This window comes from Actinosynnema sp. NPDC053489 (assembly GCF_044544865.1).
Lineage (GTDB): Bacteria > Actinomycetota > Actinomycetes > Mycobacteriales > Pseudonocardiaceae > Actinosynnema.
Genome location: NZ_JBITXT010000011.1, coordinates 148,724 through 163,947, shown reverse-complemented (window position 1 = coordinate 163,947; position 15,224 = coordinate 148,724). Strand labels below are relative to the sequence as shown.

Genomic DNA, 15,224 nt, shown 5'->3' with positions numbered 1-15,224 from the left:
CCACCGCACGGGTGATCTAGTCATCATCGTCCGCGCCGTCGTGGCCGTGGTGCGAGTTCGCGTGCGCCGAGGTGTCACCGGTCCACGCACCCTCGTGGCCGGAGAAGGCGTAGTCCTCGAAGTAGCCCGCGTCGCCGTGGTAGGTCCACGCCGCCTGGAGGTAGGAGCCGGCGCCGTACGGGCCGGCTGCCTCGAACACCTGGACGAAGTACGAGTTGCCGTGAGCGTCCGCGCCCGACGCGAGGTCGTAGACGGTGGCGCCGTCCGCGGTGGCGGACGCGGCGTTCTGGTCGAACTCGACGTCGGCCGACGCGATGCCGGCGGCGCCGAGGACGAGCGGGAGCGAGAGCGCCCCGGCGGCGACCAGACGGATGATGCTGCGCATGGTGGAACCTCCTTGGAGTAGATGGCCATGCGCTGACATCGTTACCTCGCACGACGCGCCGCCGGACATCGCCGACCACATCGTGTGAACGGGGGTTGAAGTGGGCAAAAGGGCCTGATCAGCGGACATCACGAGGGGTGGGCGCAAGTCCCTGCTTATGGGTGACATCAATGGCACTCTCACGAGTGCCGCGCGCGTCGTGGACAATTCGGGTCGACATGGTGGGCGAGGACCTGGAGCTGCTGATCACCGCGGTGGTGGCGGCCGACGACGAGCAGCAGGCGCGGGCCGCCTGCGCCGCACTGCTGCGCCAGGTCGGCGGGCGGGTGGTACGGGCCTCCGACTGCTCCGACGAGGAGCCCGGTTGCTGGTCGGTGACGATCAGCCGGGTCAGCGGCGAGCGGGCGACGCAGAACGTGGCGGGCGCGCTGGCCCGCGCGGTGCGCACGTTCGTCCGGCAGCTCGGCGAGCGGTTCCCCACGCCGCGGGTGTCGTGCGAGCCGCCGACGGCGTGGACGGTGCTGGAGGACCCGGTGCTGCTCGACGACCTGGTGCCGGGGGCCGAGCGGTTGCTGGTGGAGGCGTGGGCGGGCGGCGACCCGCAGACCCACTCCGGGGCGCCGGCGGCGGCGGGCGGCCGTTCGGGGGGCGAGCCGGAGCCCGAACGGGGCAGCACGCGGTTGGCGCTGCGCGTGGACGTGGCCACCGACCGGAGCGCGGGCGCGGAATGGCAAGCGCGGGCGGTAGCGAGCCGGGTCGCCAGGAGTGGCAAGATCACCCGGGTGGCTCCCCACGGGCACCTACTGAGCGTGCACATCGACCTCGGCTCAAGCGTTAATTCGCCCACGGTGGCGCTACGCGACGCCGTGGTGTCGTTGGGCCGTTCGGGGTGGACCGACGTCGAGTGGTCCGGTTCCGCGGGCACGATCCGCTGGTCGGCGGCACCCGCGCCGGGCACCGGGATCGCGGCGCTGGAACTCACAGCGACACCGGATTCGGCATTCGTGTGGACGGTGCCCGACTGAGATCCACAACGCTGGCCCGATCGAGTGGATTTGCAGTGCCACCCGGTCAGCCGATCTTGCTTGTGAATCGTGAAACTTTAGGTACTACTTTCAACTACAGGCACTCGAGCGGTTTTGCCAGGAGGGGTCGGGATCCGACATGGCCAGCATCGAAGAGGTCCGCGCCGCGATCGCACAGGCCGTCGAGAAGGCGGGCCAGAGCGTGAACGCGCTGCAACAGGCCGCCGACCTGGCCGAGGACGCGCAGGCCCTGCTCAGCACGGCGACCCAGGGCAGCGTCCAGGCCGACGTCGAGCAGGCGAACGCGCGGTTCGCGGAGGTCGTCAGCGGCGTCACCGACCTGCAGAAGCACCTCGGCGCCGGGATCTCCCAGGCCGAGAGCATCAATTCCAGGTTGTGACGTGACCTCGGTAGGCGAGATCAAGCTCGCTCTCGAGCAGAGCTGCGAGTTCCTCCGGGACGCCTACCGCAGCGTCCGGGAGGCCCAGAACGCGTTGGACGAGGCCGTCGACATCCTGCTCGACGCGAGCGCCCAGCACCACGAGTCCCTGGTGCCCGCCGGGTTCGTGGCCGCCGGGGAGAGGTTCGCCGACGAGCTGGAGCTGATCGTGGGCAGCCTGGAACTGGTCCAACGCCTAGCCGTGGAGCTGTGACGTGAGCAGGCGTGACGAGCGCCGCAGGAGGATCGAGGGCTCCTTCGAGGAGTTCCGCAGGGCGGTCGCCGCCGCGCTGGGCAACGCCTCGCGCGAGCACCGCCTGCTGGCCGCCGAACGGGCCCGCGACATGTTCGAGGTCATCCTGCGCGGCGACGGCGTCGACCGGGCGCTGGCCGACCCGCTGCTGGCGGGCGCGCTGGCGAACCCCCTCTTCGGCGACCTGGTCGCGCAGGCCATGGTCGACCGGGTCGAGGCGTTCCGCGAGTGGTCCGAACGCGGTCCCGACCAGCTCGCGGCGCTGGTGGGCGCCGCGGCCGAGGGCCCGGCGTCGTGGCCGCCGGAGACCTGGCTGGGCACACCGGGCACGGCCGACGGCAGCGACGGCGTGCCCGAGCTGTGGCGCATCGGCACGGGCGTCGTGCGCGGCGCGCCGGAGCCGCGGCGGTTCCCGGTGGCCGTGCCGCTGCTGGACCACTCGCACCTGCACGTGGCGTCGACCCACGAGAGCCGCGCGACGGCCGAGGCGCTGGTCGAGACGTTGCTGCTGCGCGTGCTGAGCCACTTCCAGCCGGGCCTGGTGCACGTGCACGTGTGGGACGTCGGCCAGCTCACCGGCGCGCTGCCGGGCCTGTACCCGCTGACCCGCGCGGGCCTGCTGACCGTGCACGACCCGGCCCGGCTGCACGAGCTGCTGGACGAGCTGTCCGACCACATCCGGCGGGTGCACACGGGCGTGCTGACCGAGGGCCACCAGTCGGTGCGGGCCGCGGGCGGGCGGCGCACCGAACCGTGGCGGGTGGCGGTGCTGTTCGGCAACCGGCAGCCGTTGCGGGAGGAGCACCAGCAGCAGTTGCAGCGGGTGGCGCGCAACGGCCTGGCGGCGGGCATCCAGCTGCTGATCGTCGACATCCCGGTCACGGTCAACTCGCCGATCGAGACCGTGACGATCGCCGCCGACCACAGCGCGACCTGCACGATGACGGGCCGGCACGTGGCGGTGGCGCTCGACCCGCCGCTGCCCCGCGGCCAGGTGCCCCGGGCGTGCGCGGCGATCGCGGACAAGCGCGAGGAGCGCCGCACCCGGCTCAGCACGTTCGCCGACCTGCTGCCGGAGCGGTTCTGGCAGGAGACGTCGGCGGCGGGCGTGGTCGCGCCGGTGGGGTTCCTGGAGGGCGAGCCGGTGCACGTGGGCCTGGGCGACACCTCGCCGCACGCCCTGGTCGGCGGGCCGAGCGGCTCGGGCAAGACGAACTTCCTGTACGCCATGCTCGGCAGCCTCGCCGCCCGGTACGCGCCGGACGAGCTGGAGCTGTACCTGCTGGACTTCAAGGAGGGCGTGTCGTTTGCGCAGTTCGCGCCGGGCCGCAAGGACCCGACGTGGCTGCCGCACGCCCGGCTGGTCGGCGTGAACGTCAACACCGACCGCGAGTTCGGCGTGGCGCTGCTGCAGTTCCTCGCCGACGAGATGCGCCGGCGGGCGGACGCGGCGAAGCGGCACGAGGTGACCAAGCTGGAGCAGCTGCGCGAGGAGGACCCGCACGGCCACTGGCCGCGGATCGTGGCGGTGATCGACGAGTTCCAGTACCTGTTCGGCGAGCGCGACCAGGTGACGGCGCAGGCCACCCAGCTGCTGGAGGACGTGGCGCGGCGGGGCCGGTCGCAGGGCATCCACCTGGTGCTGTCGAGCCAGGACGTGTCCGGCATCGAGGGGTTCTGGGGCAAGTCGGCGATCTTCGAGCAGTTCACCGTGCGCATCGCGCTGCCCAAGGCGCGGCGGGTGCTGGCCGAGCCGCAGAACGACGCCGCGGTGGAGCTGCCGCGCTGGCACGCCGTGGTCAACCACGAGTCGGGCGTGCGGCCGGGCAACGAGGTCGCGCGCGTCCCCGACGCCACCGCGAAGGGCACGTTCGACGCGTTGCAGGCCGAGCTGCACCGGCTGCGCCCGGCGGACCTGGCCGAGCCGATCCTGTTCGACGGCGGCAAGGTGCCGGTGCTGGGCGCGCTGCCGGACTTCCGGGCGCTGCGACCCGGCACCGGGAGCCCGACCGTGCTGCTGGGGCAGGTCATCGACGTGGCGGGCAGCGCGGCGAAGGTGCGGTTCGCCCGCACGCCGGGCCGCAACATCGCGGTGCTCGGCTCGCTGGCCGACGACGCGGCGGCCGTGCTGGGCGGCGCGGCGCTGTCGCTGGCCCGCCAGCACGAGCCGGACGAGGCCCGGTTCACCCTGGCGTGCCTGGCCGAGGACGCCTGGTCGCACGCGGAGCGGCTGGCCAAGCAGCTGCGCGACGCGGGCCACGCGGTGGACCTGTTCGGGTTGGACGGCGTGCGGCGGTTCGTGGACGACACGGCCGCGCGGATCACCGCGAGCATGACCGCGGAGACCGGCGCCCCGCTGCCACCGCACTACGTGGTGGTTTACGCGGTGGACGCGGCGCACACCCTGTTGGAGGCGAAGGACCCGACGACCCGCGCCTCGGGGCTGGACGGGCTGCGGACCGTGCTCAAGCACGGCCCGGAGAACCGCACCCACGTCCTGGGGTGGTGGCGCGGCGCGCAGCGGCTGAAGAACAGCCTGCCGCCGGGGGTCTACGACGACGTCGGCGCGTGGATCGCGTTCGACATCCAGGGGAAGGAGCTGCTGTCGTTCGGGCCGGAGCAGGTCATGGCGTGGTCACCGCGACCGCGGCGCGGCCTGTTCTTCGACCGGTTCGAGCACTCGCGGCCCCAGGTCGTCATCCCGTTCGACACCGGGGAGGAACCATGATCAGCCACGCCTCCGCCGTTCCCGCGCAGCGCACGAACGGGCACGGCGGCCACGAGGTCGAGGCGGTCTCGGCGATCGAGCGGTACCGGGAGCTGATCGCGCTGGCCGGCGAGTCGGTCGAGCGGATGCGCGCGACCGACCGGGCGCGGGTGCGGGTGCTGCTGGAGCGGCTGGCCGCGTCGCAGGACCGGATGGCCGAGGTGATCGACCGGGAGAAGCTGGTCAAGCAGGTCGTCGCGGAGCACTGGGAGGCCGTGGTCGGGCTGCTGTGGGACGAGCGGTGGTTCACCATGACCACGGTGCCCGCGCCGGACGAGTCCGTGCCGCCGCGCGACCAGGACGAGTACGACACCGCCCTCGACCTGGCGTTCCGGGCGCTGGAGGACTCGCTGCAGAAGCGGGCCCTGTTCCGCAAGGGCGCCTAGAAGCCGCCTAGAAGCCCCAGGAGACGGCGACGGTGTCGAAGTCCAGCTCGGCGCCGGTCCGGCGGTAGGTGGCCAGGGCGGGGGCGTTGTCCTTCTCCGCGCCGGTCCACGCGCCGGTGCAGCCGCGCGACCTGGCCAGCTCGATCAGGCCCTCGACCAGCGCCGTGGCGACGCCGCGACGGCGGTGGGCCTCGTCGACGCCCAGCTCGTAGAGGAACATCTCCACGCCCTTGTCGGGGTGGATGGTCTCGACGCCGGACGCGAACCCGGCCGGTTCGCCGCCGACGTAGGCGACGAGCAGGTGGTGCCGGTCGTCGGCGAGGAACGCGCGGGTGGCGTCCTCGCGCGGCGCGTCGTCGAACAGGTGGCTGGCGGCGACCACCTCGTCGACCGTGGTGACCCGGCGGATGTCCATGCGGGCGAGGGTAGCCGTTGGGCGATGATGCGGTCATGCGCGCGCTCCCCACCCCCGCCGACGTCTCCGCCGCCACGCCCGACCCGCTGGTGAGGTGGGCCGCCCAGGCCCTGCTGCCCGGCCGCGGCGGCGCGGCGTGGGCGCACGGCGGGGCGGTCGGCGTGCTGGCGCCGGCGCTGTACCGGTTCGACCGGCTGGTGCTCACCGGTCCGGTGGCCGACGTGGCGGCGTTGCTGCGGGCGCACGTGCGGCCGGACGTGCGGCCCGTGGTGGCGACGGCCGTGGCCGACGAGCTGGGGTGGCCCGTCCGGGGCACGTTCGGGTGGATGGAGCGGTCGGGCGCGCTGGCGGCCCGGGGCCGGGCGCGGTGGCTCGCCGAGGACGAGTGGGACGAGGTGGAGTCGTTGCTGCGCAAGGCGAACCCCGACTCGTGGGCGTGGCCGCGCGAGCCCGGCCCGGCGCGGTGGGCGGGCGTGCGGGCGGACGGGGTGCTGGTGTCCGTGGCCGCGGACGCGTGGGGCGCGCCGGGCGTCGGGTTCGTCGCGGGCGTCGCCACGCACCCGGACCACCGCGGTCGGTCGCTGTCCGCGCAGGTGTGCTCGTTCGTGGTGGGCGAGCTGCTGGCCGAGCGCGGGACGTGCGGGCTGATGGTCGACGCGGCGAACGCGACGGCCATCCGGCTGTACGAGAGGCTCGGTTTCGCCTACCGGAGCGTCACCGCCCTGCGGGATTCAGCTCACACCTGAGCGGCGGAACAGCGCCACGTGACCGCGGTGTTGCACGCGGTATGACGCTGCCGAGCACCGCGCGCGAGATCCGCCTCGCCTCGCGCCCCGTGGGTTTCCCGACGCCCGAGGACTTCGCACTGGCCGAAGTGGCCGTCCCGGCGATCGGCGACGGCCAACTGCTGGTCCGCAACCGGGTGATGAGCGTCGACCCGTACATGCGGGGCCGGATGAACGCGGGCAAGTCCTATGTGGCCCCGTACGAGGTGGGCAAGGCCCTCGAAGGCGGCGCGGTGGGCGAGGTCGTGGCGTCCGAGGCCGCCGGGTTCGAGGTCGGCGACACCGTGCTGCACGGGTTCGGCTGGCGCGACTACGCCGCGGTCGACGCCGCGCACGCCACGAAGGTCGACCCGGAGGCCGCTCCGTTGGCCGCGTACCTGGGCGTGCTCGGCATGCCCGGGATGACCGCGTACGTGGGGCTGCTGGAGGTCGCCGCGTTCCGCGAGGGCGACGTGGTGTTCGTCTCCGGCGCGGCGGGCGCGGTCGGCCAGGTCGCGGGCCAGATCGCCCGGTTGCGCGGCGCGAAGCGCGTGATCGGCAGCGCCGGCAGCGACGCGAAGGTGGCCTACCTGCTCGACGAGCTGGGCTTCGACGCGGCGTTCAACTACAAGGACGGCCCGGTCGGCGAGCTGCTGGCGCAGGCCGCCCCCGAGGGCGTGGACGTCTACTTCGACAACGTCGGCGGCGAGCACCTGGAGGCCGCCATCGACTCGTTCAACGACTTCGGCCGCGCGGCGCTGTGCGGCTCGATCTCGAACTACAACACCACGACGCCGACCGGCGTGCGCAACCTCGGCCTGGCCGTGGGCAAGCGGCTGTCGCTGCGCGGCTTCCTCGTGCTGGACCACGGGGACGTGCGCGAGGCGTTCCTGCGCGAGGTCGGCGGCTGGGTCGCGTCGGGCGAGCTGCGTTACCGGGAGACCGTGACCGACGGCCTGGAGCGGGCGCCGGAGGCGTTCATCGGCATGTTGCGCGGGGAGAACCTCGGCAAGGCCCTGGTCACGCTGTAGGTGGTCGTCGTGGCACGCCGGCGGTGCGCGAGCCGCGCCGCCGGGCCGTGCCGCGCGCGCGGGGGTCAGGGGTGCCGGGCGAAGACCGCGCGGACCTCGGCCAGTGCCGCCGCGCGGTCCGCCTCGTCCTCGTACCAGCCCTTCCGCACGCGGTCGGCGACCACGGCCTCGGGCGTGAACCCGCGACCGAACAGGTAGGCGTCGAGGCAGTAGTCGAACCCCGACTCGACCATCGCGTCCAGGCCGTGCTCCGCGCAGTGCTTGAGGAAGCCGTCGGCCTCCCGCCAGACCTCGCCGTCGAACCAGAACACCCCGCCTGCGTAGTGGATCGTGCGGCCCGTCGCCTCGTCGGTGAGGTTCAGCGACTCGTAGTTCTCGGGACGGTCGCGCACCAGCCGCACGAGGTCCTCCGGCACCCCTCCGTAGAGCGACTCCTGCGCCGCGTAGTCACCCTCCGCGTACAGGTTGAGGTCGGTCTCGTGGTCGAACGTCAGCAGCAGCGCCCGGCCCTCCGGGGTGAAGTACCAGACGGCCGACTGCCCGCCCCGGTCGTTCCACGCCCACCGCTCCGCGTCGTCCACCGCCATCGGCGCCACCTCGGCGAGCTCGCCGACGACCGCGGCGCGGCGCCGCGTCTCGGCCAGGGGCGTCGCCTTGAGGGCCTCCCAGGTCTCTGTCATGCGCGAAGGCTACTGACCTGGCGTGATCCGCGGCGGTTCTGTCACACGACCCGACCATCCGCGGCCACGACCCGGCCCCCGTGCACGACCAGCGTGCGCGGCGCGCGGTCCATCACGGCGGCCGTCACGGTGTCGCCGGGCACCACCACGAGGTCGGCGGGCGCGCCCTCGGTCAGGCCCAGGGCGCGGCCCAGCACGGCGGCGCCGCCCCGGGTCGCGATGTCGACGCACATCTCGACCAGCTCGTCCCGGCGGAACCCGCCGCGGTAGGCGAGCTGCCACGCCCGGTCGAGCATGTCGCCGTTGCCGTAGGGCGACCAGTAGTCGCGGATGCCGTCCTGACCCAGCCCGAGCCGGATGCCGGCCAGCCGCAACCGCCGCAGCGGCAACGGCTCCCGCGCGCCCGGCGCGACCGTCGTCACCGCCACGTCGTGCTCGGCCAGCAGCTCGACCAGTTCGCGCTGCCGTTCCTCGTCCACTGTGGACAGCGCGAACGCGTGGCTGATCGTCACCCGGCCGCGCATGCCCAGCGCGCGCACCCGCTCGCAGATCAGCTCCACCTGGAACGCGCCGAGCGTGCCGGCGTCGTGCAGGTGCACGTCCACCCCGCGCTGGTGCTTCTCCGCGAGCCCGAACACGACGTCGAGGTGCCGCACCGGGTCGCGGTCGTAGCCCGCCGGGTCGAGGCCGCCGACCAGGTCCGCGCCGGCCCGCAGGGCGGCGTCCAGCAGGTCGGCGGTGCCCTTCTCGCGCAGGATGCCGCACTGGGGGAACGCCACCACCTCGACGTGCGCGCGGTCGGCGTGCTCCTCGCGGGCCGCCAGCACGCCCTCCAGCTTGTCCAGCCCCGAGTCCACGTCGACCTGCGCGTGGCTGCGCACGTGCGTCGCGCCGGCGGCGATCGTCCGGCCGAGCGTGTGCGTGGCGCGCTCCGCGACGGACGCCTCCGCGGACCGCCAGTTGCGCCGGTCGTTCTCGATCAGGCCGGCCAGCCCCCCGTCGGCCGTGTGCGGGCGGAACGGCAGGCCGAGCCGCGTGGAGTCGAGGTGCGCGTGCGCGTCGGTGAACGCGGGCAGCAGCACGCCGCCGCGCCCGTCGGCGACCGGCACCCCGGGCGGCGCGTCGAGGTCCGGGCCGAACGCGGCCAAGCGGCCGCCCTCGCAGAGCACGTCGACCGGGGGTGTGCCGGGGGTGCCCGGCCACGGTCGCACGGAACGGATCAGCAGGTCACCGGTCACCAGGTGACGCTAGCCCCGCCGGATCGGTCCCGCCAGCGAGGAGCTTGCCCGGGTTGAGCACGCCGGTCGGGTCGAGCGCCCGCTTCACCGACGCCAGCACGTCGAGCCCGAGCCGGCCGATCTCGGCCTCCAGGTAGGGCGCGTGGTCGGTGCCGACGGCGTGGTGGTGGCTGATCGTGCCGAGCCCGGCGACGGCCTCCGCGGCGGCGGCCTTGGCGACCTGCCACTGGCCGATCGGGTCGGTCGCGTCCCGGGCCGCCAGCACGGTGAAGTACAGCGACGCGCCGGTCTCGTAGGCGTGCGAGACGTGGCACATGACCACGCACCGCCCGAGCGCGTCCACCAGGGCCTCGCGCACGGCGAGGCGCAGCTCGGAGAGCTTCGACCAGTGCGTCGCGGTCTCCAGCGTCTCCACGCACGCGCCGATCTCCATCAGCGCGTCCCGCTGGCGCGGACCGTTGAACCGGCCGTGCCGCCACGCCTCGCCGAGCGACCGGCCCAGGGGGACCAGGTCCCGGCCGCGGACGGCGTCCGCGCGACGACGCCGGACCTCGCGCTCGGACGCGCCGTGCCACCCGAGGACGAGCAGGCACGGCCGCCGCACCCCGCGCGCCGCGAGGTATGCCTTGAGGGCGTTGACCTTCCAGCCGCCCGCCAGCGCCAGCGTCACCTCCGTCTCGTCCACATCGGACAGACGGGTCACGTCGGCGAGCACCCGCCGCTGCGCCAGGTCCCGCACGACCGCCGAACCGCGTTCCCAGCCGTCCACGACGAACCCCTCGTACCGCTCCACCGCGGGCCGCGGCCGCACGCGCAGCGCGACCTCCGTGATGACGCCGAACGCGCCCTCGCTGCCCACGACGAGCTGCCTGAGGTCCGGCCCGGCGGCGGACGCGGGCGCGGCGCCCAGCCGCCACTCGCCCACCGGCGTGGCCAGCCGCACGCCCTGCACCAGGTCCTCGAACCGGCCGTAGCCGGAGGACGCCTGGCCGGCCGACCGGGTGGCGGCGAACCCGCCGATGGTGGCGCGCTCGTAGGACTGCGGGACGTGCCCGGTGGTCAGGCCGTGGGCGGCGAGCAGCCGTTCGGCGCGGGGCGCGGGCAGCCCGGCCTGGAGCACCGCGAGGCGGGACACCGGGTCGACCTCGACCAGCCGGTCCAGCCGGGCCAGGTCCAGCGCGATCACCGCCGCCTTGTCGCCGCGCAGTGCCGTGACGCCGCCGACGACGGACGTGCCGCCGCCGAACGGGACCACCGCCACGTCGTGCTCGACGCACGTCCTCAGCACCTCGACCACCTGCTCCGGCGACGCGGGCAGCACCACCGCGTCGGGCACGGCCAGGTCGCCGTCGCCGCGCTGCCGCAGCAGGTCCGAATAGGACAGACCGCCGGCGCGGCCGAGGCGGGAGTCGCGGTCCACCCGCACGTGACCGGGCCCGACGACCCCGTCGAGGGCGACCCGCGCGGCCTCGTCCAAGGCCGAGGCGGGCACCACCGGGGCGCGGGCCGGCGTGCGGACGTCGCCCAGGCCGATCCGGTCGCGCAGCCACTTCGCCGCGTGCGGCGGGAGCGTGCCGACGGTCGGGGTCCAGCTGCCCCGCAGGGTGTGGTCGAGGTGCTCCGTCACCGCTACAGTGTGACACATGCCGTCTCAACGTCACAGTGATGACGCGCTCCTCGACGCGGCCCGCGACTGCGTGGTCGAGGTCGGGGTCCGCCGCACCACGCTGACGGACATCGCCAAGCGCGCCGGCGTGAGCCGGATGACCCTCTACCGCCGGTTCCCGGACGTGGGCACGCTCGTCCGGGCGTTGATGACCCGCGAGTTCACCTCGCTGCTCGGGCGCGTCGAGGTGACCGGCGACAACGCCCGGCAGCGGCTCGTGGCGCGGGCGATCGCGGGCATCCGGCTGCTGGCCGCCGACCCGCTGCTGCGGCGCGTGCTCGACCTGGACGCGGAGCTGATGCTGCCCTACCTCGTGCGGCGGCTGGGCAGCACGCAGAAGCTCGTCGAGGCGTTCCTGGTGGGGCAGGTCGAGGAGGGTCACGCGGACGGCTCGATCCGGCCCGGCTCGGCCGCCGCGCAGGCGCGGCTGGTGCTGCTGACGACGCAGTCGCTCGTGCTGTCGATCCGGCCCGCCACCACGGACCTCGACTTCGAGGAGCTGCTCGCCGAGCTGGCGGCCTACCTCGACGCGGCGCTGTCGTGAGCACGTCCCTGAACGCCGCCCGCCGGCGCGCGGACCTCGACCACCTGTCGTCGTCGGCGGTGGACGTGCTGGTGGTCGGCGGTGGCGTGACGGGCGCCGGGGTCGCCCTGGACGCGGCGTCGCGCGGCCTGTCGGTGTGCCTGGTGGAGGCGCACGACCTGGCGTTCGGCACCTCGCGGTGGTCGAGCAAGCTCGTCCACGGCGGCCTGCGGTACCTGGCGCGGGGCGAGGTCGGGCTGGCGCACGAGAGCGCGGTGGAGCGCGGCATCCTGATGACCCGCACCGCGCCGCACCTGGTGCGGGCGCTGCCGCAGCTCGTGCCGCTGCACGGGCGGGCGCACGACCCGGTCGTGATGGCGGGGCTGCGGGCGGGCGACGCGTTGCGCCGCCTCGCGGGCACGCCGTCACGCGTGCTGCCCGGGCCGCGGCGCGTGCCGGCGGCGGAGGCGCTGGCGCTGGTCCCGGGGTTGCGCCGGGAGGGGTTGCGCGGCGGGCTGCTGGGCTTCGACGGCCAACTGGTGGACGACGCCCGGCTCGTCGTGGCGCTGGCCCGCACGGCCGCCGGTTTCGGCGCCCGCGTCGTCACCCGCGCGCGGGTTACCTCGCTGAGCGGGCGCGGGGCGCACGTGGAGGACACCCTGACCGGCGCCTCGCTGCACGTGCGGGCGCGCGCGGTGGTGAACGCGGCGGGCGTGTGGGCGGGCGACCTGGTGCCGGACGTGCGGCTGCGGCCGTCGCGGGGGTCGCACCTGGTGCTGTCGGCCGGTGCGCTCGGGCTGTCGGGCACGGCGCTGACCGTGCCGGTCCCGGGTGCGCGCAACCGCTTCGCGCTCGTGCTGCCGCAGCGCGACGGGCGCGTGTACGTGGGGCTGACCGACGAGCCGGTGGACGGCCCGATCCCGGACGTGCCGACCGTGCCGCGGTCCGATGTGGACTTCCTGCTCTCGGTGGCGTCCTCGGTGCTGGAGCGACCGCTCACCGCGGCCGACGTGCTCGGGTCGTTCGCCGGCCTGCGCCCGTTGCTGGACACCGGCGCCGGACCGAGCGCCGACCTCTCGCGCCGGCACGCCGTGCTGACCCGCGACGGCGTGACCACGGTGGTGGGCGGGAAGCTGACCACGTACCGCCGCATGGCCGCCGACGCCGTGGACGCGACCGGGCTGACCGCCGTCCGCTCCCGGACCGCGCGCCTGCCGCTGGTGGGCGCCGGCCGTCCCACGGGCCCGCCGCACCTGGCCGCGCGCTACGGCGCGGAAGGCGCCGCCGTGGCGTCGGTCGGCGAGGTCGCCTGGGCCGTCCGCCACGAGGGCGCGCTGACCCCGGACGACGTCCTGGACCGCCGCACCCGGACCGGTCTGGTGCCGGCCGACCGTGCCGCCGCCGAACCCGCCGTCACCGCCGAGGTGACCGCCGAACTGGCCGCCCAGGCACCCAAACGCCCCGAGCGTTGAACTCACCCACCCTGAACGTAGGACTCTCGCGCCCCGAACGTAGGACTCTCGCGAGAGTCGTACGTTCAGGGCTCGTGTGTCGTACGTTCAGGACCCCCGAGTTCAACGCTCAGGTCCGGTCCGGGCACGGAAAAGGGGCCTCCGCGGAGGCCCCTTTCCGTTCTCCAGGTCACTCGCCGATGATCGGCTTCGCGGCCTTCGGCGGCTCCTCGATCAGGGCCTCGCCCTCCAGCCGCACCTTGCGCTGGTGGTCCTTGCCGTCGCCGCCGCCCTGGCCGGGCGCGCCCATCATCGGCGCGCCCATCATGCCCGCGCCGCCCGCGGCACCGGGACGCCCGCCCGCCGCACCGGGGGCGCCGCCCGGGCCTCCGGTCGGCGTGCCCGCCGCGCCCAGCACGCCGGACGAGCCACCGGACTGGAGCGTCGCGCCACCGGCGCCGGGGCCACCCGCGCCCGCGCCACCGGCGAAGCCGCCGCCACCGGCGAACCCACCGCCGCCGCCACCGGCGAAGCCGCCACCGCCACCGCCGCCGAAGCCGCCGGCACCGCTGAAGCCACCGGCGCCACCGGCCGCGCCCGCGTGCGGAACGCCCGGCAGGTCGGTCGACGTCGGCCGCACGGTCGGCACCGTCGGCACGGACGGCGTCGTGGTGCCCGTCGCGTACGTCGTGCCGCTGTTGAACGTCGGCGGCGCGGGCACGCGGCCCGTCGTCCCGCCCGTGCCCGCGGCCGGCACCCACCGGCCCGGCTCCCAGTGACCGCCGCTGCCCGACCCGCCGGACCCGCCGGAACCACCCGTCCCGCCACCGGTCCCGACCGACGGCGGCCGGCTCACCACCGGACCGCTCGGCCCGCCCGGGTACGTGCGGACCGGCTCCGTCGTGCCGCCGCCCTCACCCGGCCCGTACCCGGTGCCGACCGACGGCGGCCGGCTCACCACGGGACCGGCCGAACCGCCGCCGCCCGAGCCGGACGGCACGGTCGTGCCACCGGGGTTGTTGGTGAACCGCTGACCCGTGTCGCGGTGCACCTGGTCGAGCTGCCGCTCGTCGAGGCCGACCCCGCCGCGGGTCAACCGCGGCCCCGAGCCGCCACCGCCGCCGGCGCCCTTGTTGGACGACGTCATCGCGGTGATCGCCTGGAGGATCTGCTTGGCGGTCTGGGCGATCTGGGCGACCGACTTGATCAGGTCGATCAGCTTCTTGAGCGAGTTGCCGAGCTTCTGCAGGAAGTCGGCGAGCTTCTTGGCGTAGTTGCACGCCATCTGCACGATGTCCGCGATCGCCGCGCCGATGGCCGCGCCGAAGGTCAGGAACGACGCCGCCAGCCACTGGATGATCTTCATGACCATCTCGGAGACGGCCTTGCCGATCAGGTCCATGATGGTCTTGCGCACGGTCGCGACCAGCTCGCCCGCGCCCTTGGCGGCGCGCGAGATGCCCTGCGTGGCCTTGGACAGCGTCTCCAGCCCGGCCGCGTGCCGCTTGCTGGCCGCCCGGTACCCGTCGGCGGAACGGCCGAGCCAGGTCCGGGTCTCCTCCACCGACGTGCGCCGGTAGTCCGCGACGATGCCCTCGATCTGCTTGGACGCGGACAACCAGTTGTCCGACATCCGCTGGATCGCCTGCGGGTCGCCCAGCAGCGCGTCGAACGGCTCGCGCAGGAAGTCCACGTGCTGGATGGCCCAGCTGAACCCGGCGGACAGGAAGCCCGACAGCGGGTTGGCCGCGAGGCCGACGATGCCCATGGCGGTGTTGGCCATGCCGAGGCCCGCCTGGACCCAGTCGCCGCGTTCGACCGCCGCGACCGTGCCCTGCACGTCGCCGATCAGGTACGAGGGGTCGCGCCCCTGGCTGGTGGCCTGCCCGCTCATCCCCGTGCCTTTCCGGTGAAGCCGAACGCGTTGTCGAGGTCGACGTTCTCGTAGAGGTCGGCGACCTCGCGGAGGCCCTGGCACATGTCGGCGACGGTCTCCGCGGCCTGGCCGAGGACGTCCTGCGAGGAACCCGCCGTCTTGAGCAGGAACTGCGCCAGGAACGAGCCGAACACGCCGAAGGCGTCGGTCGACAGCGACGGGTCGGCGGTGCCGGCGGCCGACACCATCCGCTGCGTCAACTGGTCGACCGTGCTCGCGTGGGCCCGGATCTCGTCCGGGTTCACGTGGAACGACTGGAACATGG

The 15,224-nt window shown here is 74.5% G+C and carries 16 protein-coding genes; 9 read left to right on the top strand and 7 right to left on the bottom strand.

The window, feature by feature from the left end; all coding sequences use genetic code 11:
* Positions 1-16: 16 nt before the first annotated feature.
* The gene (locus ACIGNX_RS24900; RefSeq protein ID WP_396543096.1) at positions 17-385 is read right to left on the bottom strand and encodes a hypothetical protein; all 369 of its coding nucleotides are present in this window, start codon (positions 383-385) and stop codon (positions 17-19) included.
* Positions 386-555: 170 nt separating this feature from the next.
* Between ACIGNX_RS24900 and ACIGNX_RS24895 the strand changes: the two genes are divergently transcribed.
* The 5 genes from ACIGNX_RS24895 to ACIGNX_RS24875 all read left to right on the top strand — a co-directional run bounded on the left by ACIGNX_RS24895 (position 556) and on the right by ACIGNX_RS24875 (position 5,255).
* Positions 556-1,410, top strand: coding sequence for a hypothetical protein (locus ACIGNX_RS24895; RefSeq protein ID WP_396543095.1), 855 nt, complete (start codon positions 556-558; stop codon positions 1,408-1,410).
* Between the two features lie 139 nt (positions 1,411-1,549).
* Positions 1,550-1,810 (top strand): hypothetical protein, encoded by a 261-nt coding sequence (locus ACIGNX_RS24890; protein WP_141979330.1) that lies wholly within the window; start codon positions 1,550-1,552, stop codon positions 1,808-1,810.
* Position 1,811: 1 nt separating this feature from the next.
* The gene (locus ACIGNX_RS24885; RefSeq protein ID WP_396543094.1) at positions 1,812-2,063 is read left to right on the top strand and encodes a hypothetical protein; all 252 of its coding nucleotides are present in this window, start codon (positions 1,812-1,814) and stop codon (positions 2,061-2,063) included.
* A 1-nt stretch (position 2,064) separates the two neighbouring features.
* On the top strand, positions 2,065-4,830 hold the full coding sequence (locus ACIGNX_RS24880; RefSeq protein WP_396543093.1) for an FtsK/SpoIIIE domain-containing protein: 2,766 nt from the start codon (positions 2,065-2,067) through the stop codon (positions 4,828-4,830).
* On the top strand, positions 4,827-5,255 hold the full coding sequence (locus ACIGNX_RS24875) for a hypothetical protein (RefSeq protein WP_396543092.1): 429 nt from the start codon (positions 4,827-4,829) through the stop codon (positions 5,253-5,255). The genes ACIGNX_RS24880 and ACIGNX_RS24875 overlap by 4 nt, the downstream gene beginning before the upstream one ends.
* A gap of 7 nt (positions 5,256-5,262) precedes the next feature.
* On the opposite strand, the gene ACIGNX_RS24870 is transcribed toward ACIGNX_RS24875, so the two are convergent.
* Entirely contained in the window at positions 5,263-5,670 is a 408-nt protein-coding gene (locus tag ACIGNX_RS24870; RefSeq protein WP_396543091.1) for a GNAT family N-acetyltransferase, read from the bottom strand.
* A 35-nt stretch (positions 5,671-5,705) separates the two neighbouring features.
* Here ACIGNX_RS24870 and ACIGNX_RS24865 point away from each other — a divergent pair, with 35 nt between their 5' ends.
* Together ACIGNX_RS24865 and ACIGNX_RS24860 are read left to right on the top strand one after the other, a co-directional pair.
* Entirely contained in the window at positions 5,706-6,416 is a 711-nt protein-coding gene (locus tag ACIGNX_RS24865) for a GNAT family N-acetyltransferase (RefSeq protein ID WP_396543090.1), read from the top strand.
* Positions 6,417-6,457: 41 nt separating this feature from the next.
* Positions 6,458-7,465 (top strand): NADP-dependent oxidoreductase, encoded by a 1,008-nt coding sequence (locus ACIGNX_RS24860; protein WP_396543089.1) that lies wholly within the window; start codon positions 6,458-6,460, stop codon positions 7,463-7,465.
* Between the two features lie 65 nt (positions 7,466-7,530).
* On the opposite strand, the gene ACIGNX_RS24855 is transcribed toward ACIGNX_RS24860, so the two are convergent.
* Genes ACIGNX_RS24855 through ACIGNX_RS24845 form a run of 3 tightly spaced genes read right to left on the bottom strand, consistent with a single transcriptional unit; the run spans position 7,531 to position 11,010 of the window.
* Entirely contained in the window at positions 7,531-8,145 is a 615-nt protein-coding gene (locus ACIGNX_RS24855) for a hypothetical protein (RefSeq protein WP_396543088.1), read from the bottom strand.
* A gap of 41 nt (positions 8,146-8,186) precedes the next feature.
* Positions 8,187-9,383, bottom strand: coding sequence for an amidohydrolase (locus ACIGNX_RS24850; RefSeq protein WP_396543087.1), 1,197 nt, complete (start codon positions 9,381-9,383; stop codon positions 8,187-8,189).
* Entirely contained in the window at positions 9,373-11,010 is a 1,638-nt protein-coding gene (locus ACIGNX_RS24845; protein WP_396543086.1) for an FAD-binding oxidoreductase, read from the bottom strand. Before ACIGNX_RS24845 ends, ACIGNX_RS24850 begins: the two co-directional genes overlap by 11 nt.
* Positions 11,011-11,026: 16 nt before the next feature.
* Here ACIGNX_RS24845 and ACIGNX_RS24840 point away from each other — a divergent pair, with 16 nt between their 5' ends.
* Both ACIGNX_RS24840 and ACIGNX_RS24835 read left to right on the top strand, forming a co-directional pair.
* Positions 11,027-11,593 carry a TetR/AcrR family transcriptional regulator gene (locus tag ACIGNX_RS24840; protein WP_396543085.1) on the top strand — a complete coding sequence of 189 codons (567 nt, stop codon included), beginning with the start codon at positions 11,027-11,029 and terminating at the stop codon, positions 11,591-11,593.
* Positions 11,590-13,044, top strand: a complete 1,455-nt coding sequence (locus ACIGNX_RS24835; RefSeq protein ID WP_396543084.1) for a glycerol-3-phosphate dehydrogenase/oxidase — start codon at positions 11,590-11,592, stop codon at positions 13,042-13,044. Before ACIGNX_RS24840 ends, ACIGNX_RS24835 begins: the two co-directional genes overlap by 4 nt.
* A 169-nt stretch (positions 13,045-13,213) precedes the next feature.
* Here the strand turns inward: ACIGNX_RS24835 and ACIGNX_RS24830 are convergent, their stop codons facing one another.
* Both ACIGNX_RS24830 and ACIGNX_RS24825 read right to left on the bottom strand, forming a co-directional pair.
* Positions 13,214-14,917, bottom strand: a complete 1,704-nt coding sequence (locus ACIGNX_RS24830; protein WP_396543083.1) for a WXG100 family type VII secretion target — start codon at positions 14,915-14,917, stop codon at positions 13,214-13,216.
* Positions 14,914-15,222 carry a type VII secretion target gene (locus ACIGNX_RS24825; protein ID WP_396543082.1) on the bottom strand — a complete coding sequence of 103 codons (309 nt, stop codon included), beginning with the start codon at positions 15,220-15,222 and terminating at the stop codon, positions 14,914-14,916. The genes ACIGNX_RS24830 and ACIGNX_RS24825 overlap by 4 nt, the downstream gene beginning before the upstream one ends.
* Positions 15,223-15,224 lie beyond the last annotated feature (2 nt).